The following is a 25,405-nucleotide window of genomic DNA, read 5'->3' on the forward strand; positions in this document are numbered from 1 at the left end:
ACGTTTGAAATGACCAAAACCCTTCGCATCTTTGATACGCTCACCCGCGAAAAGCAGGTGTTCGCGCCGATCGATCCCGATCACGTGCGGCTTTATGTCTGCGGCCCGACGGTTTATGACTATGCCCATGTCGGCAATGCCCGCCCGGTGGTGGTGTTTGATACGCTGGTGCGCGTGTTGCGCCATATCTATCCTAAGGTGACTTACGTTCGGAACGTCACGGACGTTGATGACAAGATCAACGCACGTGCCAAGGAAAGCGGCGAGCCGATTTCCGAAATCACCAAACGCACCCATCAGGCTTATCTGGAAGATATGGGCGCGCTGAATGCCGCCAAGCCCGATATCGAACCGCGCGCGACCGAACATATCGCGGAAATGATCGCCATGTGCGAAAGCCTGATCGAGCAGGGCTTTGCCTATGCCGCCGAGGGCCATGTGCTGTTCTCGGTCGAGGCGTTCGATGATTATGGCAAGCTGTCGCGCCGTGACCGCAAGGAAATGATTGCGGGCGCCCGTGTGGAAGTCGCCCCCTATAAAAAAGACCCGGCGGATTTCGTTCTGTGGAAACCGTCGAGTGATGATATTCCGGGATGGGATAGCCCGTGGGGCCGTGGTCGTCCGGGCTGGCATATTGAATGCTCTGCCATGTCGACGCGTTATCTTGGCGAAAACTTTGACATCCATGGCGGTGGTTCGGATCTGGTGTTCCCGCACCATGAAAACGAACTGGCGCAAAGCTGCTGCGCGAACAAGGGTTCAAGCTACGCCAAATACTGGATGCATAACGGCCATCTGATGGTCGAGGGCGAAAAGATGTCCAAGTCATTGGGCAACTTCGTCACCGTGCACGAGCTGCTTAAAAAATGGCCGGGTGAGGCGATCCGTCTGGCGATGATGGGAACGCATTACCATCAGCCGATCAACTGGACCGAGGAAAACCTGCGTCAGGCCAAAGAGGCGCTTGATCGTTTCTATACAGCACTTCGTCAAAGTACCGATGTCACGCCGGAAACCATGCCGGTGCCGCGTGCGGTGCTTGATGCGCTGTGTGATGACCTTAATACGCCGCTTGCGATTTCGGAATTCCATAACCTTGTGACCAAGTTCAACAAGGCGGAAAAGAAGTTCGAACGTGCTGAGGCCAAGGGTGAAATCCTTGCCGCAGCCAAGCTTCTGGGCATTCTTGAAGCGGATCCCGAAGCCTGGTTCACCGGATCAGCCGATGAAGACGAGGCGGCTGAAATCGATGGGCTGATCGCAAAGCGCGCAGATGCCAAGAAGAACAAGGATTTCGCAACGGCGGACAAAATCCGTGATGACCTTCTGGCACGCGGCATCATCCTTGAAGACTTTAAGGAAGGTACAAGCTGGAAGCGCGTTTAACCCAGATTGACAGTTTTTGACCAAAGGGCTGCAAACATCAGGTTTGCAGCCCTTTTTTCGTTTCGGGTGATATAGGTCTCTTGTCAGTTTACCAAAAGTTGCGTTCGGGCAGAATTCTGCCCAAATCTTGATGGATCATGTTTGAAGATTGGTCCGAAGCAACGAAAAGGTGCTCTAAGCCATGTCTGAATTTGACCGCCGAGGGTTTCTGAAGGCTTCTGCCTCGTTAGGCGCGCTTGGCCTGTTGTCGTCGGGTATGCCGGCCTGGGCGCAGGGAAGCTCCGATGCGCGTGCATCGGAAGTTTTGCAAAAGCAAATCCCTTCAACCGGTGAAGAAATCCCCGCTGTCGGGCTTGGAAGCTGGATCACGTTCAATGTCGGCCAAGACATTGAATTGCGCAATCAATGCGCGGATGTGATGTCGGCGTTTTTCGATGCCGGTGGCCGCATGATTGACAGTTCGCCGATGTATGGCTCCGCCCAGGATGTGATTGGCTACGGGCTTGATAAGCTTGGTGCGCGCGATCGGGTGTTTTCGACCGACAAGGTCTGGACCGCAGGCGATGGTGCCGAACAGATCGCCGAGACGTCAGATCGTTGGAAGGTCGAGCAGTTTGACCTTTTGCAGGTCCATAACCTGCTGGGTATCAATGAAAACCTGCCGCTTCTGTTTCGCATGAAGGACGAAGGGCAGTTGCGCCATGTCGGTGTGACGACCTCGCACGGGCGACGTACCGAAGACCTGATCGCGGTGATGAAGAACGAACGGCTTGATTTCGTGCAGGTGACCTATAACCCGATTGACCGCAAGGTTGAGGACTACCTGCTGCCACTGGCATATGATCGCGGCATTGCGGTGATTGTGAACCGGCCGTTTCGTGGCGGCAGCCTGACCGAACGTCTAGAAGGCCAACCCTTGCCGGAATTTGCCGCCGAACTTGAAGCCAAAAGCTGGGCGCAGCTGATTTTGAAATATCTGATTGCCCATCCGGCGGTGACCTGTCCGATCCCGGCCACCACCAAACCGGCCCATGCGGCGGAAAACATGGCGGCCGCAACCGGTCCGTTGCCCGATGAAAAAATGCGCGAACAGATCGCCGCTGTGATTGGCGTTCTGGTGTGATCAAGGCAATCAGGGGCAGACAGCATGACTGAATGGTGGGATTACGGACTGGCGGACTTGTTGCTGTTTTCGCCGCGCGTCTATTACCGGCTGTTTGAAACCATGAACACCACCTGGTGGCTGGTGGTTGCCAGTGCGCTGATTGCCGGGTTGATCGCATCGGGCCTTGCCCTGCGTCACGGTTTTCGCGGCAACCGGGTTATTCTGGTATTGTTGGCGCTGGTCTGGGCCTGGTCGGGCTATGGCTTCCTTTGGCAATATTATCAGCCGATCAATTGGGCGGTGCCCTATCTGCTGCCGGCCTTTGCCCTGCAGGTGGTCTTGTTTGCCATCTTTGCTGCGCGTCCGTTGCCGCTTCGTTTTGGCTGGCGCGGGGATTTGTCGTGTTATGTCGGGGCGTCTCTGGTTGCCTTTGCGCTGATTATCTATCCGTTTATTGGCCTGCTTGAAGGGCGCGACTTGGTGCAGGCCGAAATTTTTGGCAGTGCCGCCGATCCAACCGCCCTTGGCACGTTGGGCTTTGTTTTGCTGTCACGCGGAACCTGGCGGTGGGTTTTGTTGCCGGTTCCCCTGGCGTGGTGCGTGATATCGGCAGGCACGCTTTGGGTGATGGATCAGTATGTCGCGTATTTGATGCTAGCCGCCGTCTGGGTGACTGTTTTTTGCGGCTGGCTTGATCTTAAAAACGGGGTCACCACCAAACGCCTGACCGAGGCAGAGATCAGAGACCCGGCTGCCTAGGCCAAAAAATCCCCTTCATACCGAAAAAAGTCTGGAAACTGAATGTGATCAGTGGTTTCGTACTTTCCGCTGAGACTTATCATTTGTCTGAACCAACACGACATCAGACCAAGGCGCGCTGAGCTCACAGACAGTCCGGTAATCCCCAAAGTGCGAAAGGGCGATTCATGATCCAGGTTTTAACCAGTGTCTGGGCACTTCTTATTGGAGTTGTCCTGATCATGCTGGGCAATGGCATGCATTTCACCCTGATCGGTTTGCGCGGCGGGATTGAAGGTTTTTCCTCTGCCGAACTGGCGATTGTCACATCGGGTTACTTTGCCGGTTTCCTGTCGGGGGCGCGCATCACACCGCGCATGATCAAGCGGGTGGGCCATGTGCGCGTCTTTGCCGCACTCGGCAGTTTTACCTCGGCCGGGTTGATTGCCTTTCCACTGATTGCCGAGCCATGGGCATGGACGGCGTTGCGCGTAATCTTGGGCTTTTGCATGTCGGGGATCTATGTCACGGCGGAAAGCTGGCTTAATGATGCCTCGACCAACGAAACCCGCGGCAAGGTTCTGTCGGCTTATATGATTGCCCAGACGCTTGGCATTATCGGCGCGCAGGGTCTGTTGACGCTTGGCGATGCCGCGAACTCGGCGCTGTTTATTGTTGCGTCCATTCTGGTGTCGATTTCCTTTGCTCCGATCCTGCTGTCGGCCTCGTCCGTGCCAGTGACCGAGGCCGCCCGCCCGATGGGCCTTAAGGAACTGTTTGCGGGATCGCCGCTCAGTACTGTGGGCATCTTCCTGTTGGGGTGTGTGTATGCCACCCAGACCGGTATGGCGGCGGTTTATGGCACCCAGATTGAAATGACGACCGTGCAGATCGCGACCTTTGTGGCGATGCTGTTTGCCGGTGCGTTGGTGTTTCAATATCCGATTGGCTGGTTGTCGGACCGCATGGATCGTCGCAAGCTGATTTTTGGTGCGGCGGCAGTTGCCATGTCAGCCTGTATGCTTGGCTGGCTTTCGGGTAACCAGTTGGTCTTTATGATGTGTGCAGCCTTTGTCGCAGGCGGCATGACCACGCCGCTTTATGCGCTGTTTCTGGCCTACACCAACGATTTCCTATCACTTGAAGAAATGCCGGCGGCATCGGGTGGTCTTGTTCTGACCTTCGGGGTGGGGGCAATTCTTGGCCCGTTGATTGCCGGTTGGTCGATGGAACATCTTGGCCCGCAGTCGTTCTGGCTGGTGCTTGCCGGGACCTTTGCGGTGATTGCGGTTTATGCACTTTATCGCATGACGCGTCGTGAAGCCCTGCCGGTTGAAGAAACCGAAAGCTATGTCAGCGTTCTGCCGACGGCATCCCCCATGGCGGTTGAAACCGCCGGGGTTTGGGCAGCTGAGCAGGCCGAGGCCGCCGCAGAAGAAGCTGCTGCCGAGGAAGCTGCTGCTGAAGAGGCCGAAGCAGAAAAGGCCGGGGCTTCTGAAGACAAGAAGCCCAAGGCATAGCCTTTCCCTGACAGCTTAGCGGTTGAACAACAACCGCAGCCCAACGGCGGCAAAGAACACACCAAGCAACCCGTTGATCCATCCACCGCCCCGGCGATAAATCGAAATCGCCGGGGCGGTGGAAAAGGCGGTGGCATACAGCAAATGAATGCTGGTTGAAATCAGACCACAGCCAATCACAATCGCCGCACCAACCCAAAGCGGGGCGCCTTCGTGAAAGCCGATTGAAATGATGGCAATCCAGGTCAGGATGGCCTTCGGATTGGTCAGGTGAAGCCCCAATCCTCGAAAATAATACCCGCGTCCGGATATCTTTCGGGCATCAACAGCGTCAGCGATGTCTGATGTGGTGGGTGGTTTGCGAAATGCCGTACGAAACGCCCGATAGGACATCCACAGCAAATATAGCCCGCCAAAAATCCGGATGGCCGTCATCGCATCGGCATAAGTCGCCAGAACAGCCGACAGCCCCGTCAGGGTCAGAAGACCGATCGAAAACGATCCGGTTCCAATGCCAAGGGCAAAATGTTGTCCGGCACGGCGGCCCTGATCAAGTGACACGCCCATCAAACCCAAAAGGGCAGGGCCGGGGCTAATCAGGCCGACAAGCAAGGCAGCATAAGACAGCAATATTCCGGGCAGATATTGCCCAAATTCGGCAAGGCTGATCATGGGGCGTTTCCTTGTGTGGTGGCAAGATCAGCCTAGATCGGTATTTGAGTTCTGTCGAGGGCCACGAAAAAGCCCGATCCAATGGACCGGGCTTTGTTCAACTGTCTGCACTGGGGTCTAATCAGGCGTCGTTTTGGGCTTCGGCAAGGATTTCGTCACCCTGACGCGCAATTTCCGAAAGGGCCTGCTCGAACACTTCTGGCGGGTGGCCGCCGGAAATGGCGAACTTGCCATTGACCACATAGGTCGGTACTGAACTGATGCCGGCATCGCCAAATTCGTCTTCCTCGGCGCGGACTTCCTTGGCGAATTCGTCGCTGGCAAGGATTTCGGCGGCACGTTCCGGTGAAAGACCAACTTCCTCGACCGCGCGTTTCAAAACACCATGGTCGGCGGTGTTATCGCCACCCTGGAAGTAGGCGGCAAACAGGTTAAGTTTAAGCGCGGTCTGCTGGCCGTATTCGCCTTCTTTGCCCGCCCAATACAGCAAACGGTGGGCGTCAAAGGTGTTATAGATGCGTGCATCTGATCCGAAATGGATCGGGAAGCCGACATTTTCGCCCATCATGGTGATGCGTGCGCGGTTATCGGCACTTTGATCGGCAGTCAGTCCGTATTTTTCGCTGATATGTTCCGAGAGGTCCTGGCCCTCGGGCGGCATATCGCGGTTAAGTTCGAACGGGTGCCAGCGCAGGGTGACGTCAATTTCGCCGTCCAGACGGCTGATGGCATCTTCAAGGTTCTTGTAACCGATGATGCACCACGGACAGACAACGTCCGAAACAATGTCGATCTGCATGGGAATGGCTTTGGTCATTGGATTAGGCTTGCCTTGGATTATGTAACGTTGTGCTACCCCAACACATAATCGACATGGCGTCAAACGCAAGGAAAAGCCGGGGTGGACGCGTATTTGAGGGGCGATTTATTAGTTTTATCTGATTTTTTGGGCGTGGTTACCCGCCGATCATCAGGACGATTGCCGCCGGGCGTTATCGACCATGTATTCGGCAAACGTTTCAAGGATCGGGCAAGACCAGTCCGCACGGGTCAGTTCCCCGTCCCGTTCCCAGTCGCCATACCAACGTTCATCAATGTCACGGAATATGATGTAGCGGGCAAAACGGTCTGATGCAGTCCAGCAATTGCGACCGGTACGTTCCCACGTCAGGCCGGCAAGCATCATGATATCAACGCTGGTGGGGGCGTCATTTGCCATTTTTATTGTCCTTGGACGTCGCGCGATCATTAGCTTTGTTCTACATGTGCAGGGATTTGATCAAGCGTACTACAACCTAGGATAAAGGTAATCATCGCATAGTGGTGGTTGCAACCATTCAAGGGGACAGGTCAGCTATCCTAAAGATGGGTAATTTGTTGAATTAGAGCAGAAATTGTCGTCGGGATGGCAATTTGAGTAATGCTGTTGCGCTGCTGTCTGTTTTGCGGCAATTTGCCAGACCCGCAAAAGACATGAAATCATGAGCCTTGCGAACAGAATAGCGGCGGCCAAAAAGCCGGTCGCGGCACCCGAGACGATCGATCAGTTGGAATGAAAATGTCAGACAAGCGCGTCTATCTCTATGACAGTACCTTGCGCGATGGGCAGCAGACCCAGGGCGTGGATTTTTCGGCCGCGGACAAGACCGCGATTGCCAAGGCACTGGACGAACTGTCGATTGACTATATTGAAGGCGGCTGGCCGGGGGCAAACCCGACGGATGATGCATTCTTTGCCAATCCGCCCAAACTCAAGAATTCCAAGCTGACCGCCTTTGGCATGACCCGCCGTGCCGGTCGTTCGGCGTCAAACGATCCGGGGCTGACCAGCCTTGCGCAGAATGCGCCGATCGTTTGCATGGTCGGCAAAAGCTGGGACTTTCAGGTGACCGAGGCACTCGGGATCGAGCTTGATGAAAATCTGGCGATGATTTCGGATTCAATTGCCCATCTGAAAACCAAGGTTTCCGAAGTCATGTTCGATGCCGAGCATTTCTTTGATGGTTACAAGGCCAACCGGGACTATGCGCTTGCCGCGATCAAATCGGCCTATGAGGCTGGCGCGCGCTGGGTTGTTCTGTGTGACACCAATGGCGGTACGCTGCCCGACGAGATTTTTGACATTGTCACCGATGTCTGCAGCCAGATCCCCGGCAGCCATGTTGGCATCCATTGCCACAACGATACCGAGAATGCGGTCGCGAACTCTTTGGCCGCCGTACGTGCTGGTGCGCGGCAAGTACAGGGGACGCTGAATGGTTTGGGTGAGCGATGCGGCAATGCCAACCTGATTTCGATCATTCCGACGCTGATGCTGAAAATGGGCTATGACGTTGGCATTTCCCACGACCAGCTGACCCATCTGCGGCGCATTTCGCACATCCTTGATGAGCGGCTGAACCGTGAACCGCTGCGTCAGGCGGCCTATGTCGGCGACAGTGCCTTTGCCCACAAGGGCGGCTTGCATGTCTCAGCGGTCGAAAAGAACCCGACCTGTTACGAACATATTGAACCGCATCTGGTTGGCAACCAGCGCCATATCCTTGTTTCCGATCAGGCGGGGCGATCCAACATTCTGGCGCGTTTCCGCGAGATTGGCGTTGAAGTTGATCCCAAATCCGAGGCGGTCGGCAAACTGGTTGAAACCGTCAAGCGCCGTGAGTTTGACGGTTATGCCTATGACGGGGCCGAGGCCAGCTTTGAATTGCTGGCGCGTAAGGCCATGGGCGAGCTTGATCGTTATTTCCGGGTGACGTCTTTCCGTGTGATTGACGAACGCCGCTGGGTTGATGAGCAGGACGAGCAGGTCATCACCATGAGTGAGGCCACCGTCAAGGTCGTGGTCGGTGATGATCAGTTCATGTCGGTGGCCGAAGGCAACGGCCCGGTCAACGCCCTTGATGCGGCCCTTCGTAAGGTCCTTTTGACCGTGCCGGAATACCGTGATGCGGTCGAACAGATCGAACTGATCGACTATAAGGTCCGCATCATAACCCGTGGCGATGGTACGCGCGCAGTCACCCGCGTCATGATCGAAAGCCGTGATGCCGAAGGCAATAACTGGGCAACGGTTGGCGTTTCGACCAACATTATCGAGGCGTCCTATAACGCGCTTCGGGATTCCATCACCTATAAACTGTTCAAATCCGGTGTGCGCAGCCAGCACGCCTGATGATGTGATCGGATATCCGTCAAATACATGCAGCCGGGCCATATCAAGGTCCGGCTGTTTTCGTGACGGATAAGGAGACTTAAATCTGGAGGCTGGCGCGAACGGTTGGCTTTTGCTAAGTAAGCGCCAATATGGACGGGGACGCCCGAAAAACAGCTTCTATGCCTTCCTTTGACGACCGGAGAATACCGCGATGAGCGAGCCCATCGGCAGTGCCAAGCCTGAAACAGGCGGAATTGCCAATCCGCCCGTAATCATTCTGATTGAGCCGCAGCTTGGCGATAATATCGGCAAGGCCGCGCGCGCGATGCTCAATTGTGGTCTGGTGGATTTGCGTTTGGTGCGGCCGCGCGATGGCTGGCCAAATGAACGGGCAACCGCCAATGCATCGGGTGCCGATATCGTCATCGACAACACCAAGGTGTTTGAGCGCGAAGAAGATGCACTGGCCGATCTGAACCGGGTTTACGTCACCACCGCGCGCACCCGTGATGCCATCAAGCCGGTCTTTACCCCCAAGGGGCTGGCACCGGAAATGCGTGCTGTGATCGGGCGTGGTGAAAAGGTCGGCGTGATGTTTGGTCCGGAACGCACCGGCGTTCGCAACGAACATATTGCCATGGGTGATGCGGTGGTGACCGTCCCGCTTAATCCCGGTTTTACGTCGCTTAACCTGGCCCAGGCGGTTTTGTTGATCGGGTATGAGTGGTGGCAGGCGGGTGTTGATGTGCCTGACTATCAATTGATGATGGCCGATACCTTCCCGGCGACCAAGGATGACATGGAACGCCTTTTCCTTCATCTTGAAAGCGAACTTGATGAGTCGGGGTTCTTCCGGGTGGCGGAAAAGCGCCCCGGCATGGCGCGCAATATTCGCAACATCTTTAACCGTGCCAATCTGACCCATCAGGAAGTCCAGACGCTGCGCGGGATGATTGTTGCCATGCGTGGTGGCAAGCACAAGCCAAAGGACTGATTTTCCACCCGATTGCCAAGTGCGGGGCAGGTGGGGTGCCATTCGTGCAGAACTCGGCAGAAATGCAGGGCTTCCATGCGGGATGGCCGGCGCGATTAATGTTTGACTCTTGATCAATCATCTCTATATTGCGCCTCACTTCCGAGAAAGTGGGTCGAAACATGTGGTTTCGTCCCCGTTCCGCATGCTCAGGTTTGGGCGGCTGGAAACTATCGGGACAATAAGTGATCTTTAAAAAAAGAGAGTTACAAAATGTCGAAACGTATTGCTGCAAAGCATAAGATTGACCGCCGCCTTGGTGTGAACCTTTGGGGCCGTGCAAAGTCGCCGCTGAACAAGCGCGAATATGCACCGGGCATGCACGGCGCAACCCGCCGTAAGAAGCCGACCGACTATGGTACCCAGCTGTTTGCGAAACAGCAGCTCAAAGGCTACTACGGCTCGATCTCTGAAAAACAGTTCCTGCGCTACTACAAAGAAGCATCCCGTCGTCCGGGTGATACCTCCGAAACCCTCGTTGGTATTCTTGAGCAGCGCCTTGATGCGGTTATCTACCGCATGAAATTTGTTCCGACCGTGTTTGCTGCACGTCAGTTCGTGAACCACGGCCACATTCTTGTTAACGGCAAGAAAGTAACCATCCCGTCCTACCTGGTACAGGAAGGTGACGTTGTCGAAGTGAAACCTGCTTCGCGCGAAATCCCGATGGTTATGGAAGCTGCCAACCTGAACGAACGTGACGTTCCGGAATATCTCGACGTTGACGCGAAGGCCTTCAAAGGTACCTTCGTTCGCGTTCCGAAATTCGCCGAAATTCCGTACCCGGTTCAGATGCAACCGAACCTGGTCATCGAATTCTACTCGCGTTAATCCTTACGGATTTCGCGACGAACCGATACGAAGACGCCCGCTGGAAACAGCGGGCGTTTTTGTTTTGATGGTGTGTTATCTGAGCGGGTGTCGGCTTGCTTCAACAGTTGTGTTCTACTCTTGTGGACAGGTTGACGTCTTCACCTGTTTCCTGAACGCTGATCTGGGCTCTGTATCTATATTCTCGGATTTTATTTTTCAGGTTGAGGTTGATGTTATGAAGATAACGAAATTGGCAGCGATTGTTGGGCTGTCTGTACTCACGTTAAGTGCTTGCCAAACAACAAAAGAGGCGGAAAATATGGCTTCTTTGGATGTGTCATTCGATTGGCACGGAACTTCCGCTTGCTCCACCAAGTCGCCTGCGTTCATCATTTCAAACATTCCCGCTGACACAGCTTCACTCCGCTTCAAAATGGTCGATCTGGACGTCCCAACCTATAATCACGGAGGAGGGACGATCGATTACTCTGGTTCCAGTGAAATTCCGGCTGGTGCCTTTTCCTATAAAGGGCCATGTCCTCCAAGCGGATCGCATGACTATCGCTTTACCGTCACGGCTTTGAATGCCGATGGCAGCTTGATTTTGGGCAAAGGTGAAGAAACTCAGGCATTTCCACCCAAGTAAGCCAAGTTGTCTTGTTTCGGGCGTCAAGCTCTTTAATCTCGAACTTCCGAGCCATTCGGTTCGGAAGTTCGTTTTAGGAATGGATCAGGCGGGCGGCTTGTTCAGTTGCTCGGACGCCTGCTGGGCGGCGGCGGCAACCGCTTCCTGTTTTTGTTCAGGTGTTGCATCTGGCGGTACATCGACCTTGACGTTGCGCGAGGCCATCTGGATGCCGTTTTCCTTGAACATCGCCAGAACCCGCTGATAGACGGTTTTGCGGATGGTGAATTGTTCGCCGGGTTTTGAGGTGTATTTCAGCCCGATCACCATGTTGAATTCTTCCATCCGGCGCACCCCCTGGGATTTCAGCGGTTCGATGAAGCTGTCGCCAATCAGCGGATCTTCCAGAAGTTCGGCCGCCAGTTTCTTGACCAGTTTCTTGATCTTGTTGACGTCGGTTTCAAACGGCACACGGAATTCGAGTTTGACGATCACCCAATCGCGGCTGTGGTTGACGATGGATTTGATCTCGCCAAACGGGACGGTCTGAAGCGGGCCACGGTGATGGCGCAGCTGCATGGACCGGATGGAGATGTTTTCGACCCGGCCACGCAGATTGTCGACTTCGATATATTCGCCAAGCCGAAACGCATCATCAAGCAGGAAGAACACACCGGCGACCACATCGCGCACCAGTGCCTGACTACCAAAACCAAGGGCAAGGCCGACAACACCGGCACCGGCAATCAGCGGTCCGATATCAACGCCAAGTGATGACAGGGTCACCATCGCGACCATGATGACAATCACGGTCAGCGCGAAGTTTTTCAAAAGCGGCAACAGGGTTTCGACCCGTGACAGCCCGGTGCCACCGCCCTCATCGCCGGCATTGCCCGTTGCTGACGCGCTCATGCGTTCATCAAGGAACGTCTTGATCAGCGACCAGATCAGATCGGCGATCAGAAGGATCATGATGATTTCGGTCGAGCTATCAATGATCCGGGCAATGATCCCGGCATCATCGGCCTGAGCCAACCGGTCAAAGCCCCAGATGCGCCAGATACTTGCCAGCACAAACACCAGTGCCAGAAGCCGCACACCGCGTTTAAGCACCTTGGTAAAAACAGGTGACTTGGGCTTTACCGGTTCAAACACTTCGTCATGTTCATGCGCAGCCGCCTCTGCCCGGGCATTGTGCTCTGCGGCTTCCTGTTTGGCGACTTGCAGTTTCTTGCGATGCTGGCTTTCGATGATGTTGCGAAACACCACGTCGAACAAGCAGGCAAGCCCGATGGCAAGCAGTGCCTTAAGGATGCGTTCGGCACCAATGATTGCAACCCCGCCCACCAGAATGAACCAGCCACAGACAATCATCGGCCACAGACGGGCAATCGATGTTGGCAGGGCCATTTTCTCGACCTCGGCACTTGCCGCATGACTGGCAAAGAACTGGCCAATTGAAAACGTGACCGCGCAAAAGGTGACGACTGAAATTACCACGGCCGCATCAAACAGGATGATATCGCCCGCAACCATGGTCGGCGCGGCACCAAACACATTGGCCAAGGCAAAGGCAAACAATGATATCCCCGCAGCCCAGGTCAGGCGTCTGGTCAGCACGATTGCGGCCTGCGGATCGACATTGATCATGCGAAGGCCTTCGGCCTTGGGCGCAAACAGGAATTGCAAAACGATGATCAGGACACGCAGGGCAAAGAACGCCATCAGAAGCGACATCACAGCCGATTTCATGATTGGCGGCCAGTCAAACATCATAAACGCGCCAAGCGATCCGATGGCAAAGACAAGCAGCGAAAACAGCGAAAGCACACAAAGCCCGACCATGTGTTTGAGGCGTTCCGAAAACTTCCGCGGGCTTTGCGATTCAAGATAGGCACATGCCGGTGCCGAAAGACGGCGATAGATCACCTCGGCCACAATACCGACACCAACGAAAATGACGGTAAATAGCAAAATCCGCATCAGGCCGGTCTGGCCAAAATCGGTCGACAGCAAGGCCCGCGTGGCATCGAGTTCTGCGGGAAAGGCATCAAGGCCGGACATGGTTTCGGCAATGCGGGCCTGGGTGTGGGTGACACCTTCTTCAAGGAAGCCATAATAGCTGAAGGTTTCGGCAATCACCCCGTCTTCGGGAAGTTCTGTGGCGGGGGCTGATCCGTCTTCTGATGCGTCTTCTGAGCCGCTTAGGGCGGTAACGGCCGCCATCTGTGCTGCTGTGGGCGGGATGGGCAAGGCAAACCAGATTACAAACAGCCAGATCGCAAAACATGCCATTGTTTTGATTGCCGGTTTCATGCCTGTGACTTCCCCTGTGGCGCAAATTGCAGCATGCCCTAAAGATGGGGAATAGCAGACAAACCATCAAGAAATAGTTTTGTCGCGCTCGGGATATGATCGCATTTGGCGAGTTTGGCGATGGTCCGGCACAAAAAACGCGCTGGCAGAAAACCTGCGCAGCGCGTTTTGATTGGACTTGTTTGTCGCGCCTTAGGCGGCAACGGCAACGCCTTTGTCTTTAAGGTGCTGGGACAGCTCGCCGCTGGCGGCCATTTCACGCACGATGTCGCAACCACCAAGGAACTCGCCCTTGACGTAAAGCTGCGGAATGGTCGGCCAGTTGGAGAAGTCCTTGATGCCCTGACGGATCGCCGGGTCGACCAGAACGTTGATATCCTTGAACTGAACGCCAAGCTCGGCCAGGACCTGAACAACAGCGGCAGAGAAGCCGCACTGCGGGAACATTGCGGTACCCTTCATGAACAGGACGACGTCATTGTCATTGACGTCTTTCTGGATGCGTTCGAATACCGGATTGTCGGTCATGATGATTGTCCTTGGCTTGGGGGCCCTGTTCGGGCCGCGAATTCAGGTTAAACTTTTATGGGCGAAGATATGGCTGGAACCTGCGGTTCTGTCAACTCTTGGCGCGATTTTGCCGCGCGGTACGCAGGTTATCCCAGGTGAAAATACCCAGCCCGAACCACACCAGCGCATAGGTGATCATGTGGGCCTCGGTAAAGATCTCGCCGAAAATCAGAACCGCGACAAAGAACTGGATGGTCGGATTGAGATATTGCATCAATCCAAGGGCCGAGAATTTCATGTTGCGCGCCGCAAAGGCAAACAACACAAGCGGGGCTGTCGTGCAAACCCCAAGCCCGATCAGAAGCGCATCTTCGACCCGCCCGATATGCCCAAACGTCATATCCCCCTGATAGGTAAGCCAGCCAAGATACCCCAAGGCAAACGGGGTCAGAAGAATACATTCAACAAAAAGACCGGCGATCGGGTCGGCCGGGACGAATTTGCGAATCACACCGTAAAAGCCAAACAAGGTCGAAAGCCCGACGGCAACCCAGGGCATATTGCCATAAAAAACCAGAAGGTTCAGAACCCCGGCCGCACAGATCAAAACGGAAATGATCTGAATGCGGTTGAGTTTTTCGGCAAAGAAAATGCGGCCAAGGATCAGCATGATCAGCGGCATGATGTAATAGCCAAGGCTTGCTTCCAGGGCGTGCGCATTATTGACCGCCCAGATGTAAAGCAACCAGTTCCCCGCGACCAGAAGGCTTGAAAGAAACAAAAGTCCGACGGTGCGTGCTGATGAAATCAGCTCAAGCAGCTTCTTGCGCCGACCCAGAACAAACACCAGCAGAAGTGTGAGAAGTGCTGACCACACAATGCGGTGCGACAGGATTTCAAGCGGGGTGGCAAAGGCGACCTGTTTGAAATACAGGCCGAAAAACCCCCAGAAGATGAAGGCGCCAAGCCCGGCGAGGGGGCCGGGGCCGATCAGTGCCGGTTTTTCTTTAGAAGACATAATTTCAAGCCGTGGTCAGTGAATGGGGCTGTGACCGGCCGCTTAAGTCTTCGGACCAGCTCAGTTCGATCGGAAAGGCAACAGGGGCCGAAGGCAAACGGCCCCTGAGTTTGGTCTGGCGAAGCGGTTCGTGGTGGCGAGGTGCTCTGCCAAAGCTTTATCTTGGATGACCTTATTCCGGTGCAGAAGTCTGCAGGGCCAGCGCATGCAGATCGCCGCCCATTTTGCCCTTAAGGGCGGAATAGACCATCTGGTGCTGAACCACGCGGGTTTTGCCGCGGAACTGCTCGGAGACGACAATCGCTGCATAATGATCGCCATCGCCGCGCAAATCCTCGATGCGGACCTGTGCATCGGGAAGGGCTTCCTTGATCATGCTTTCGATTTCATAGGCTTCCATGGCCATGGCGCATATTCCTTATGGTTGATCGGCGCATATTCGGGACCGCCGATATGACGTGTTTTCACTGGTATATGTTGTTGTCACGGGGGCTGTCAATTTTTGAGAAAGGCGCGCCATTCGCCGATGTCAGGCGATAACCACGCAATATCAGGCAATGCGAAAACCTTGTTTTTGGGCCGAGATTGGGCTAACACGCTTTTTACGGGGTGCGCACCCCTGCCGTCCGCAAGGTATATGCCTTTGGTAAAGTGCGTGGAACGAAATTTTCGGACCCGTTTCCCGATCAGGATACGGCCCGGCAATGCGGACCCCCGGCCTCCTGCGTGGAGACGATTTATGACTTCCAATACGCTCAATATCAGCCGTGCCGACATTGAAACGGACGCGACCGAGCAATTCAAGGCACAGGCCAAACGCCTGCGCAAAGCCTTGGCCGCGCGTGATGTCTCGATCTCGCATACCGGTTCGCTCGAACTGCTGGCACAAAGCCACGGTTTTCGTGACTGGAACACCGCCGTTGCCATGGCACGGCGCAATATCCCGACCAGTGTGTCTGATCTTGGTATCGGCAAACGTTTTGCCGGCTCCTACCTTGGTCATGCCGTCACCGGCCTGATCCGAAGCGTTACGGCGACCCCGACACCGGGCGTGTTTCGCGTCGAAGTGCATCTCGACGAACCGGTCGATGTCGTGGAATCAAAACGCTTTAGCGGCTTTCGCCAACGCATTGGCGCACGGATCAACGAACATTGCGAACCGGTCCTGACCAACGGCATGGCTGGCCCCGGACTTTCTATTGATCTGTTGCTGCGAGAGTCCCCGGACGCGTGAGCACGTTCTTCCCAGAGATCAATGACCAAACCCTCCGGCAGCTTCCCAAAGTTGCCGGAGCTTACGTTCTGGTGATCGAACTTACAGCTGACCTGACGCTTCAAAATAAACGCTTCACAGGCATCACCCTTGCCAAAGGCACCTACCTCTATTGCGGCTCCGCCAATGGCCCCGGCGGCATTGCCGCGCGCGTCAAGCGCCACTGCAAGGCGACCAAGAAACCCCATTGGCATGTCGATGAACTGACCTCAAACGGGGCCGGGCGGGTTGTGTCGGTGTTGGTGGTGCCGGGTGGGAATGAGTGTGAACTGCGTGCTGGATTACAGGACCAAAGCTCACCCGTGCCAGTGCCGGGATTTGGCAGCAGCGATTGCACCAAATGCGCGTCACATCTGATCAGTACAGGCGTTGGGAATCATTTGATGATTCTGAGAAGTCTTGCCGGGGCTGCTTAGCCCCCGGTCATACTCATATGGCGCCCGACAGCCGGTTTCTGGCCTTTGCGGTCGATGACAAAATCATGGCCCTTGGGTTTGAGGTCCATGGCGGCATCCAGCATTTGATCAAGGGCGCGCGGGTCGCCGGTGCGAAGGGCGGCACGCAGATCAACGTGGTCTTCCTGCCCCAGGCACATGTAAAGCGTACCGGTGCAGGTCACGCGCACGCGGTTGCAACCTTCGCAGAAATTATGGGTCAGCGGCGTGATGAAGCCAAGACGCCCGCCGGTTTCAGCCACGGTGGTATAGCGGGCCGGGCCCGGTGTGACATATTCGGACGGGATCAGGGTGTATTCCTGCTCCAACCTTTCGCGCACAGCAGTCAACGGCAGGTATTGGTCGGTCCGGTCACCATCAATGTCGCCGAGCGGCATGGTTTCGATCAGGCAAAGATCAAAGCCCTCCTTACCGCACCAGGCGACAAGGCGTGACATTTCGTCTTCGTTGAAGTTACGCAATGCGACCGTGTTGATCTTGATCGAAATGCCGGCCTGTTTGGCGGCCTCAAGCCCGGCCAGCACCTGTTCAAGGCGGCCACGGCGGGTGATTTCGGTGAATTTCTGGGAATCCAGACTATCAAGCGAGATGTTAAGGCGCTTCACACCCAGGCGCGCCAGATCATCGGCATAGGTGGCCAACTGGCTGCCATTGGTGGTCATGGTCAGTTCATCGAGCGCGCCGGTTTTAAGATGGCGTGACAGATTGGTGATCAGATCCATGATGCCACGACGGACCAGCGGTTCGCCGCCGGTCAGGCGCAATTTACGCACGCCACGCGTAATGAAAGCCGTGCACAGCTGATCAAGTTCCTCAAGCGAAAGAACATCGGATTTTGGCAGGAATGTCATGTTTTCCGCCATGCAATAGGTGCAGCGGAAATCGCAGCGATCGGTTACCGAAACGCGCAGGTAAGAGACATGTCTGCCATATTTGTCGATCAGCGGTTTGGTCATGGTGGCGTTTCAACGGTGTTGTTGAGTTTCCGGGCTTTTCGCAATCGTTGTGAGGCGACTGTGGCACAGCAGACGGGGTTTTGACCAGTCTGTTTCGATCTGTGGTGTTCACCTTTCCGTCAGGTGAAAACGATATGAGCCGCGATCCGATAACAGATCGCAGCTCATATATTCGTTCGTTGAGGGGTAACCGTCAGGTAACGGGTGCCCAAAAGGTCGACCATCACTTTGATAATTTGGCGACGTCGTCATCAATGCATTTGACCACTTCGCGCAGGGTGGCGACATTTTCGCGGCCCATCCGCGCGACCAGTTCGGCGGAATGTTCCGGCACGGCAAGCGTTTTGCGCACATCGGCAAACAGCGCATCAAGCAGTCGGATGCAATGGGTTTCGGTGAATTCCCAACGTTCTTCGCCGTGGACCATGTTGTCATTGACGAGCTGGATCAGCCATTTCTTGCGGTGTTCATAGTTGCTGAAATGCAGCGCCATGCGGGCAAACACCAGATTGATCCGCGACCGGACTTCCGGGGTTTTCGCCAGATGATCCCAGTATTCGGAAGGATTGCGCAATTCGTCATCATCATTGGCGTGGGCTTCGATGATTTCGTGAATTTCACGATCGATTTCCTGAAGCATGTCCATGCCGACCATCATGCGGATGACCTTGAAGAAAGGCTGCAGGATGGTGCGTGACAGGGCACCGTGTTCGGTATCGCCGGCTGCGTTGCCTTCAAGCAGATGATCAAAGCGCGAGACCAGCAGACGTCCGAACGGATCGTGGCGCAGGGCTGCATGTTCGCGGGTCTTGATCGCTTCGAGGTCGCTTTCAAGGATCGCCCATGCATTGTCGAACAGATCTTCGTTGTCGCGCAGGCTATTGAGCGATTTCAGGATCTGTTCTTCGGTAACGGAACCGCCATGGTCGCGGGCAACATGCACAAGACCCTGGGCAAATTGTTCCAGCACGGTAAAGGCCGCGACGTGGTGGCGCTGTTTAAAGCTGTCACGCGGTGGTTTATTGGCTGCGATCATGGGCTTCGAAACCTTCTTAAGACTGTTGTGCTCGTGTCAGGTTCATCTATCGAGTGTATGATAGAGTCCATCTTTATGGTGAATTGATTAACAATTCGATCCGAGCAATCCATGTGCCAAGCGTCGCCTTCAAGGACCGGTTGCAGGAAGGGCGCTTATTCGTAGCCCGCCGCGGCTTCGACAATTTCCAGAACGACATAGCGCTGGCGGATGATCTGGCGACCGGCCTCTTCGAAATTGACAGCGATTCGATCTCCGTCAACGGCCTGAATGCGGCCCAGTCCCCAGTCCGGTTGATTGGGATGACGCACGATGGCGCCTGGCGTCAGCAAGAAATCCATTGGGTGCTCTGTATCCTGTGTTGCTGGCTTCAATATAGGTCGTTTGCCGAGGTCGCGCAATTTGCGGCTGCGTGTTGCGGGCCGGATATCGGGTCCGATATCGCAAAGCGGCAAAATTTGCCGGGTCGGAAAAGCCTGATTTTCGAGCGTGCTAAATAAGCTCTTAATATATCGGCGGCAATCTTGTGGCTTCTGCGAGTGACCTGTTCGCTCAGAACGGACCATTCGGGAAGCGCATTGTGTCTTGGGGCATGATGTTGTGACGATACGCAAAGACCTTGGAGAGCCCGCGCTATGGAAGAGGATGCCACCCTTGAACTGACCTTGATCGAACTGATCAGTTCGCGGATCTGTCATGATCTTGTCGGTCCGGTCGGGGCGGTCAATGCCGGGGCAGAACTGATGGGGGAAGACGGGGTTAGCGACGATGAGGCGCTGGCACTCATGCGCAAAAGCGGTCTTGAGGCCGCACGTCGTTTGCAACTGTTCCGGTTGGCCTTCGGGCGTGCGGGCAGCAGTGCCGATACCGCCGCGATGCGTGAAGCGGCAAAACAGACCTATGCGGCCGAAGGGAAGGTCGCACTTGATTGGCCGGATCTTCCGATTGATCCATCTCACGGGCGAATCGTATTGAACATGGTTATGCTTGCCCGTGAAGCTTTGCCGTTCGGTGGAACGCTTTCGGTTATGCGCGACTCCGGTAAAGTAACGGTTCTGGGCGAAGGCAAACGCGCGGCCTTGCGCCCTGAAATCATGAATGTATTGGAAAAAGAAGTTTCTACTGATGCACTCGATCCGCGCAATGTTCAGGCGTTTTTCTTGCGGAAACTGGCTAAACTCGGGGGTGGAGTGCTTTCGGTCTTGCAACAGGACGGAAATATTGCATTGATCTATGGATAAAAATTTGACCGGCAGGTCTGGTAATGGCGTGCAATAGCTTCTACCTAAGATACCAAAGTATAGTACGTTTGCGCCATTTGGCGCTTTAATGGGAGTTCCAGTTCCGACAAGCTATTGATTGTTGGAGATTTGGAGGGGGTATATGGACGATCTTTTAAGTGAATTTCTGACCGAGACTTCTGAAAGCCTGTCGACGCTTGACGTCGAACTGGTGAAGCTGGAACAGAACCCGAATGATCCGGACATCTTGTCCAATATTTTCCGCTTGGTTCACACCATTAAGGGCACTTGCGGCTTCCTTGGCCTGCCGCGCCTTGAGGCTGTTGCCCACGCTGGCGAGAACGTACTCGGTAAAATCCGTGACGGCGAACTGGTGGTGACACCTGATGCCGTGACGCTTGTTCTTGAGTCGATCGACACCATTAAGTATCTGCTGGGGGAGCTCGAACAGAACGAAGCCGAGCCGGACGGAAATGATGCTGACCTTATCGGTCGTCTGAACCACTTTGCCGATACCGGTCAAATTCCGGGTGGTGCGCCGGCTGCTGCAGCAGCCCCGGCAGCAGAGGAAGCCGAAGAAGAAGTTCCGATGACGGATGACGAAAAACTGCAGGCTGCTTTTGACGCCGCAGAATACGATCCCGATTTCGAAGTTCCTGACGAACCGGCTGCGGCCGCTGAGCCGGAGCCGGAAGCACCGGCAAAACCGGCTGCTCCGCCCGCAGCCGCAAAATCCCAGGAAGTTGCGCCGGCCAAAAAGGCTGCCGAAAAGCCAAAGGCAGAGGCACCGCGCGCAGAAGCCAAGGAAAGCTCGGTTGCAGCCCAGACCATTCGTGTGAATGTCGAGCTGCTTGAAAACCTGATGACACTGGTTTCAGAACTTGTCCTGACCCGTAACCAGCTTTTGCAGATGGTTCGCGGCAAGGATGACAGTGAATTCACCGTGCCGTTGCAGCGCCTGTCGCACATCACGACCGACCTTCAGGAAGGTGTGATGAAGACCCGTATGCAGCCGATCGGCAACGCATGGGCAAAACTGCCGCGTATCGTTCGCGACCTTGCCCTTGAGATGAACAAGAAAATCGATCTGCAAATGATCGGTGCCGACACCGAACTGGACCGCCAGGTTCTTGAACTGATCAAGGACCCGCTGACCCACATGGTGCGTAACTCTGCCGACCATGGTCTGGAAGATATTCCGGGCCGCCGCGATGCGGGCAAGCCTGAAACCGGTACGGTCACGCTGAACGCGTATCACGAAGGTGGTCACATCATCATCGAGATTTCCGATGATGGTCGTGGTCTGAACCTTGAGCGGATTAAGGCGAAGGCGATTGCCAACGGTCTTGCGACCGAAAGCGAGCTTGAAGGCATGGGTGAACAGCAGATCCAGCAGTTCATCTTCAAAGCCGGCTTCTCGACCGCGGAAAAAGTGACTTCGGTTTCCGGTCGTGGTGTGGGTATGGACGTTGTGCGTACCAACATCGAAAAGATCGGTGGTACGGTCGAACTGAAATCGGTCGAAGGCCGTGGGTCGACCTTCATCATCAAGATCCCGCTGACGCTGGCGATTGTGTCGGCCCTGATCGTGGAGAGTGGCGGCGAACGCTTTGCCATTCCGCAGATCAGCGTTCTGGAACTTGTTCGTGCATCGAACAATTCCGAACATTCCATCGAACGCATTCATGATACGCCGGTCCTGCGCCTGCGTAACCGTCTGCTGCCGCTGGTCACGCTCAAGAAAATTCTTGGTCTTGATACCACCCAGGAAAGCGACGATGCGGTTGATGAAGAAGCATTCATCGTGGTTGCACAGGTTGGTACCTATTCGTTCGGTATCATCGTTGACCGCGTGTTCGACACCGAGGAAATCGTTGTTAAACCGGTGGCCCCGATCCTGCGCGATCTGTCGCTGTTCTCGGGTAATACCATCCTTGGCGACGGTAGCGTGATCATGATCCTTGATCCGAACGGCATTGCAACCCGCACCGGCGAAATCACCGTTGGTGGCTCGCAAGGTGTCGAAGGCAAGGCCAAGGCCGATGCATCGGATCGCGAAACCACATCCATGCTGGTCTTCCGGGCCGGTGGCAGCGAAGTGCGTGCGGTTCCGCTGGCGCTTGTTGCCCGTCTTGAAGAAATCGATGTCGAGAATATCGAACATTCGAATGGCCGTCCGCTGGTCCAGTACCGCGGCAAGCTCATGCCTCTTGTCTTTATCGACGGTAGCTACCAGATGAAGTCAGAAGGCCGTCAGCCGACCCTTGTGTTCCAGGATCGTGAACGCACCATGGGTCTGGTTGTCGACGAGATCGTCGATATTGTTGATGACGTTCTGAATGTTGAACTGACCGCGGATCAGGATGGTCTGGTTGGTTCGGCCGTGATTGACGGCAAGGCGACCGATCTTATTGATGCCGGTTACTATCTTGAACTGGCCTTCAGCGACTGGTTCGGCACCGAGGATAACGGCGGCGAGAAGAAGCGTGTTCTTCTGATCGATGACAGCCCGTTCTTCCGTAACCTGCTGACGCCGATGCTGTCGGTTGCCGGTTTCAATGTTACTGCGGTCGAAAATGCAGAACAGGCCATGGACCTTAAAAACCGTGGTGTTCTGTTTGACGCGATCATCAGTGATATCGAAATGCCGGGCATGAACGGCTTTGAATTTGCCGAAGCGCTTCAGGATGATGCAGAATGGGGTGAAATTCCGATCATTGCCCTGTCTTCGCACACCAAAGAGGAAGACTTCGAACGCGGTCGTCAGGTCGGTTTCAGCGACTATGTGGCCAAATTTGATCGCGATGCGCTTGTCTCGACCCTGATCCAGACACTGAGCAGCATGTAAGCGGGAGAACAGTCCTATGAGCGATAAAAACGCACTCGTCCCGAGCCAGGAAAAAGGAGGCGCCCTTGAACTTGGTGGTGACAGCCAGGATTTCGTGACCGCGAATATTGGCAAGCAGCTTTTCGGTATCCCTGTCCTGACCGTTCAGGATGTCCTGGGGCCGCAACGCATTACCCGTATCCCGCTTTCACCGCCGGAAGTGGCCGGATCGTTGAACCTGCGTGGTCGTATCGTAACCGCGATTGATGTCCGCAAACGTCTTGGTCTGCGTGACCGTGAAGACGATGAGCCGGGCATGAGCATCGTTGTCGATGAAGGTGGCGAGCTTTACAGCCTGATGGTCGATCAGGTTGGTGAGGTTCTGAGCGTTCCGAAAAAGGCGTTCGAACAGAACCCGGCAACGCTTGATCCGCGCTGGCGCGAATTTTCGGACGGTATTTTCCGTCTCGACAAGAAGCTTCTGGTGATTCTCGACGTGACCCGTCTGCTTGATTTCACGTCTTCGATCAAGCAGGCCGGTTAACCTGATTTCCCATGCCGGGCACGCAATGTGCCCGGTTCCTGCCATTGTGGCTTAACGACCTAAGTAAGCGAGAAGGAAGTCGATGAAGAGTTGTCTCGTCGTCGATGATTCGAAAGTCATCCGGATGGTAGCAAGACGCATTCTCGAGGAAATCGGGTTTGCGGTTGTGGAGGCAGTGGACGGTCAGGAGGCACTCGACAAGTGCCTTGAGTCCATGCCCGACGCGGTTCTGCTTGATTGGAACATGCCCGTCAAAAGCGGGATCGAGTTCCTGCGTGAACTGCGTGCAACGCCTGGTGGCGATGATCCTGTTGTTGTGTTCTGTACAACTGAAAACGACCTTGAACACATTCAGGAAGCCATCACCGCTGGCGCGAACGAATACATCATGAAGCCGTTCGATAGCGAGATCATCCAGGCCAAGTTCGAGCAGGTCGGCCTGATCTAGGCCGGGGTGCTCACGAACCTGTAAGCCTTCAAGATCCGATCTCCATCATCAAGCGGGGACGCTACCACGTGGAAGAAACGCCCATCCATTCGCCATACAAAGTCCTGATCGTGGATGATTCCGCCATCGTGCGCGGACTTGTTACACGTATGATGACCGAAGACGCCGAAATCGAAGTCGTCGGATCGGTCAGCAATGGCGAAGAAGCACTGGCAGTCATGGAAAAAGGCGGCATCGAAGCCGTTGTTCTTGATATCGAAATGCCGGTGATGGATGGTTTGACGGCCTTGCCGAAACTGTTGGAGATTGATCCGACAGTCCGCGTGATCATGGCGTCCACACTCACTAAACGAAATGCCGATATCAGTTTCCAGGCGATGACGCTAGGGGCGGTGGATTACATCCCCAAGCCAAGCTCGTCAAAAGACCTGAATGTCGGCGAGGGGTTCCGCGAAGAACTTCTCGACAAGGTGAAAGCCTGGGCTGAACAGCGTCGCAAGATGCTTGAGGTCGAAGAAGCTGCCGCGGCAGAAGCGGCTGCTGTCCAAGCCGCACCCGAACCGGAACCGGAAGAAAAATCAACTGCGCCCGATGCCGAGGCATCCGAGCCCGATGACGCAGCTTCTGGCGGCAAGGCGGCTGCTTTCCGGGCGGAAATGTCGGTCGAACATCAGCAGCTTCACAAACAAGGCCGGATCCAGCGCAAACGATTTACCGCCGAATTGCGCCCCCGCCCGATGCAGCAACACCGTCCGCAACCAACGCAGATGCGCCAGACGCCGATGCCGCAGCAACCGGCACCTAAGCCGCAACCGGCCACACCCGCATCGTCGGAGGCCGCAACGCAAGGTGCAAAACCGGCTGCCAACCCGGCTGGTGGTGCAGCAGCGCGTTCGACGACACCGTCACGCGATCCGGGCAGACTTATTCGCGATGCGGCCATTGCGGCAGGCGGGCAGGGCAAAACCGTGCCCAAAATGCCGGAACGCCCCGCCACAGCAGCACCCAGCGCAAGAACGGCACCGCCGGCCAAGCGGCCAACCGCACCCGCGCCGCAAAAAAGTGCGCGCGCCCAACAGGCCCGTTCGGCAAGTGCACCCGCCCCGGCAAAACGCCAGTCCGCGCGCGGTGGTGTCACGCTGCTGCCCGAAAAACGCATCAATGTCGAAGCCATCGCGATTGGCAGCTCGACCGGTGGGCCGCAGGCCTTGTTTGAAGTGTTGCGCGGCCTGAATGGCGTGCGTCAGCCGATCTTCATTACCCAGCATATGCCCGCCACCTTTACCACCATTCTGGCCGAGCACATCACCCGTCTGACCGGGCTTAAATGTCAGGAAGCACAAAACAATATGCCAATTGTTGGTGGACAGGTTTATCTTGCCCCCGGTGATTACCACATGACTGTAGAGGGGCGTGGTGCCAGTCGGCATCTGAAGTTAAATCAGAACCCGCCCGAGAATTTCTGTCGTCCGTCGGTCGATCCGATGTTGCGCAGTCTGGTCGCGAGTTACGGAGGAAACATTCTGACTGCAATACTTACCGGAATGGGGCAGGATGGTATGCTTGGTGGACGTGACGTGGTCAATGCGGGGGGCATGGTCGTGGCACAGGACGAGCAGAGTAGCGTTGTATGGGGGATGCCGGGCGCTGCGGCGCATGCCGGTATCTGTTCTGCGGTTTTGCCGGTGGGTGGGATTGCGGCCTATATCAAAAAATTCGCGGGGGGTCGTTAACC

General features: G+C 55.4%; 25 protein-coding genes. 15 read left to right on the forward strand and 10 right to left on the reverse strand.

Annotated elements, in window-relative coordinates; translation table 11 throughout:
• Window positions 1-9: 9 nt before the first annotated feature.
• The 4 genes from cysS to IT893_RS03530 all read left to right on the forward strand — a co-directional run bounded on the left by cysS (window position 10) and on the right by IT893_RS03530 (window position 4,749).
• Window positions 10-1,386: a cysteine--tRNA ligase gene (gene cysS, locus IT893_RS03515; RefSeq protein ID WP_197146840.1), complete on the forward strand. Its 1,377-nt coding sequence runs from the start codon at window positions 10-12 to the stop codon at window positions 1,384-1,386.
• 181 nt (window positions 1,387-1,567) lie between these two features.
• Complete coding sequence (locus tag IT893_RS03520; RefSeq protein ID WP_197146841.1) at window positions 1,568-2,509, forward strand: aldo/keto reductase; 942 nt, start codon at window positions 1,568-1,570, stop codon at window positions 2,507-2,509.
• 24 nt (window positions 2,510-2,533) lie between these two features.
• Window positions 2,534-3,250, forward strand: a complete 717-nt coding sequence (locus IT893_RS03525; RefSeq protein ID WP_197146842.1) for a hypothetical protein — start codon at window positions 2,534-2,536, stop codon at window positions 3,248-3,250.
• Window positions 3,251-3,417: 167 nt separating this feature from the next.
• Complete coding sequence (locus IT893_RS03530; RefSeq protein WP_197146843.1) at window positions 3,418-4,749, forward strand: MFS transporter; 1,332 nt, start codon at window positions 3,418-3,420, stop codon at window positions 4,747-4,749.
• Between the two features lie 15 nt (window positions 4,750-4,764).
• Here the strand turns inward: IT893_RS03530 and IT893_RS03535 are convergent, their stop codons facing one another.
• From IT893_RS03535 to IT893_RS03545, 3 genes are all read right to left on the reverse strand, one after another.
• Window positions 4,765-5,421, reverse strand: coding sequence for a LysE family translocator (locus tag IT893_RS03535; protein WP_197146844.1), 657 nt, complete (start codon window positions 5,419-5,421; stop codon window positions 4,765-4,767).
• A gap of 121 nt (window positions 5,422-5,542) precedes the next feature.
• On the reverse strand, window positions 5,543-6,238 hold the full coding sequence (locus tag IT893_RS03540) for a DsbA family oxidoreductase (RefSeq protein WP_064782103.1): 696 nt from the start codon (window positions 6,236-6,238) through the stop codon (window positions 5,543-5,545).
• A gap of 153 nt (window positions 6,239-6,391) precedes the next feature.
• Window positions 6,392-6,640: a hypothetical protein gene (locus IT893_RS03545; RefSeq protein ID WP_008891599.1), complete on the reverse strand. Its 249-nt coding sequence runs from the start codon at window positions 6,638-6,640 to the stop codon at window positions 6,392-6,394.
• Window positions 6,641-6,979: 339 nt separating this feature from the next.
• Between IT893_RS03545 and cimA the strand changes: the two genes are divergently transcribed.
• From cimA to IT893_RS03565, 4 genes are all read left to right on the forward strand, one after another.
• On the forward strand, window positions 6,980-8,593 hold the full coding sequence (gene cimA / locus IT893_RS03550) for a citramalate synthase (RefSeq protein ID WP_064788905.1): 1,614 nt from the start codon (window positions 6,980-6,982) through the stop codon (window positions 8,591-8,593).
• Window positions 8,594-8,786: 193 nt separating this feature from the next.
• Window positions 8,787-9,569: an RNA methyltransferase gene (locus IT893_RS03555; RefSeq protein WP_063087426.1), complete on the forward strand. Its 783-nt coding sequence runs from the start codon at window positions 8,787-8,789 to the stop codon at window positions 9,567-9,569.
• 252 nt (window positions 9,570-9,821) lie between these two features.
• Window positions 9,822-10,439 (forward strand): 30S ribosomal protein S4, encoded by a 618-nt coding sequence (gene rpsD, locus IT893_RS03560; RefSeq protein WP_063087428.1) that lies wholly within the window; start codon window positions 9,822-9,824, stop codon window positions 10,437-10,439.
• 232 nt (window positions 10,440-10,671) lie between these two features.
• The gene (locus IT893_RS03565; RefSeq protein WP_197146845.1) at window positions 10,672-11,067 is read left to right on the forward strand and encodes a hypothetical protein; all 396 of its coding nucleotides are present in this window, start codon (window positions 10,672-10,674) and stop codon (window positions 11,065-11,067) included.
• A gap of 84 nt (window positions 11,068-11,151) precedes the next feature.
• Here IT893_RS03565 and IT893_RS03570 read toward each other — a convergent pair whose 3' ends face one another.
• The 4 genes from IT893_RS03570 to IT893_RS03585 all read right to left on the reverse strand — a co-directional run bounded on the left by IT893_RS03570 (window position 11,152) and on the right by IT893_RS03585 (window position 15,296).
• Entirely contained in the window at window positions 11,152-13,362 is a 2,211-nt protein-coding gene (locus tag IT893_RS03570) for a mechanosensitive ion channel family protein (protein WP_197146846.1), read from the reverse strand.
• Window positions 13,363-13,554: 192 nt separating this feature from the next.
• Window positions 13,555-13,890 carry a Grx4 family monothiol glutaredoxin gene (grxD, locus tag IT893_RS03575; RefSeq protein WP_044827586.1) on the reverse strand — a complete coding sequence of 112 codons (336 nt, stop codon included), beginning with the start codon at window positions 13,888-13,890 and terminating at the stop codon, window positions 13,555-13,557.
• 91 nt (window positions 13,891-13,981) lie between these two features.
• The gene (rarD, locus tag IT893_RS03580; protein ID WP_197146847.1) at window positions 13,982-14,890 is read right to left on the reverse strand and encodes an EamA family transporter RarD; all 909 of its coding nucleotides are present in this window, start codon (window positions 14,888-14,890) and stop codon (window positions 13,982-13,984) included.
• Window positions 14,891-15,062: 172 nt separating this feature from the next.
• Window positions 15,063-15,296, reverse strand: a complete 234-nt coding sequence (locus tag IT893_RS03585) for a BolA family protein (protein ID WP_008891609.1) — start codon at window positions 15,294-15,296, stop codon at window positions 15,063-15,065.
• A gap of 333 nt (window positions 15,297-15,629) precedes the next feature.
• Between IT893_RS03585 and IT893_RS03590 the strand changes: the two genes are divergently transcribed.
• The gene (locus IT893_RS03590) at window positions 15,630-16,124 is read left to right on the forward strand and encodes a glyoxalase superfamily protein (RefSeq protein ID WP_063087434.1); all 495 of its coding nucleotides are present in this window, start codon (window positions 15,630-15,632) and stop codon (window positions 16,122-16,124) included.
• Between the two features lie 71 nt (window positions 16,125-16,195).
• The gene (locus IT893_RS03595) at window positions 16,196-16,579 is read left to right on the forward strand and encodes a DUF123 domain-containing protein (RefSeq protein ID WP_197146848.1); all 384 of its coding nucleotides are present in this window, start codon (window positions 16,196-16,198) and stop codon (window positions 16,577-16,579) included.
• Here IT893_RS03595 and moaA read toward each other — a convergent pair.
• The 3 genes from moaA to IT893_RS03610 form a co-directional block, all read right to left on the reverse strand.
• Window positions 16,576-17,574 (reverse strand): GTP 3',8-cyclase MoaA, encoded by a 999-nt coding sequence (gene moaA, locus IT893_RS03600; RefSeq protein ID WP_197146849.1) that lies wholly within the window; start codon window positions 17,572-17,574, stop codon window positions 16,576-16,578. The genes IT893_RS03595 and moaA overlap by 4 nt on opposite strands.
• A 223-nt stretch (window positions 17,575-17,797) precedes the next feature.
• On the reverse strand, window positions 17,798-18,610 hold the full coding sequence (locus IT893_RS03605; RefSeq protein WP_197146850.1) for a hypothetical protein: 813 nt from the start codon (window positions 18,608-18,610) through the stop codon (window positions 17,798-17,800).
• Window positions 18,611-18,765: 155 nt separating this feature from the next.
• Window positions 18,766-18,951: a DUF3553 domain-containing protein gene (locus IT893_RS03610; protein ID WP_008891614.1), complete on the reverse strand. Its 186-nt coding sequence runs from the start codon at window positions 18,949-18,951 to the stop codon at window positions 18,766-18,768.
• Window positions 18,952-19,245: 294 nt separating this feature from the next.
• Here IT893_RS03610 and IT893_RS03615 point away from each other — a divergent pair, with 294 nt between their 5' ends.
• From IT893_RS03615 to IT893_RS20290, 5 genes are all read left to right on the forward strand, one after another.
• Window positions 19,246-19,851, forward strand: coding sequence for a histidine phosphotransferase family protein (locus tag IT893_RS03615; protein ID WP_063087440.1), 606 nt, complete (start codon window positions 19,246-19,248; stop codon window positions 19,849-19,851).
• Between the two features lie 142 nt (window positions 19,852-19,993).
• Window positions 19,994-22,699, forward strand: coding sequence for a chemotaxis protein CheW (locus IT893_RS03620; RefSeq protein ID WP_197146851.1), 2,706 nt, complete (start codon window positions 19,994-19,996; stop codon window positions 22,697-22,699).
• A 16-nt stretch (window positions 22,700-22,715) separates the two neighbouring features.
• A complete protein-coding gene (locus tag IT893_RS03625) occupies window positions 22,716-23,222 on the forward strand; it encodes a chemotaxis protein CheW (RefSeq protein ID WP_008891617.1) in 507 nt (168 codons plus the stop codon).
• A gap of 82 nt (window positions 23,223-23,304) precedes the next feature.
• The gene (locus IT893_RS03630) at window positions 23,305-23,670 is read left to right on the forward strand and encodes a PleD family two-component system response regulator (protein ID WP_008891618.1); all 366 of its coding nucleotides are present in this window, start codon (window positions 23,305-23,307) and stop codon (window positions 23,668-23,670) included.
• Window positions 23,671-23,738: 68 nt separating this feature from the next.
• Window positions 23,739-25,403, forward strand: a complete 1,665-nt coding sequence (locus IT893_RS20290) for a chemotaxis protein CheB (RefSeq protein WP_197146852.1) — start codon at window positions 23,739-23,741, stop codon at window positions 25,401-25,403.
• Window positions 25,404-25,405: the final 2 nt, after the last annotated feature.

This window comes from Thalassospira sp. A40-3 (genome assembly GCF_015871485.1).
GTDB classification, from domain to species: Bacteria; Pseudomonadota; Alphaproteobacteria; order Rhodospirillales; family Thalassospiraceae; genus Thalassospira; species Thalassospira tepidiphila.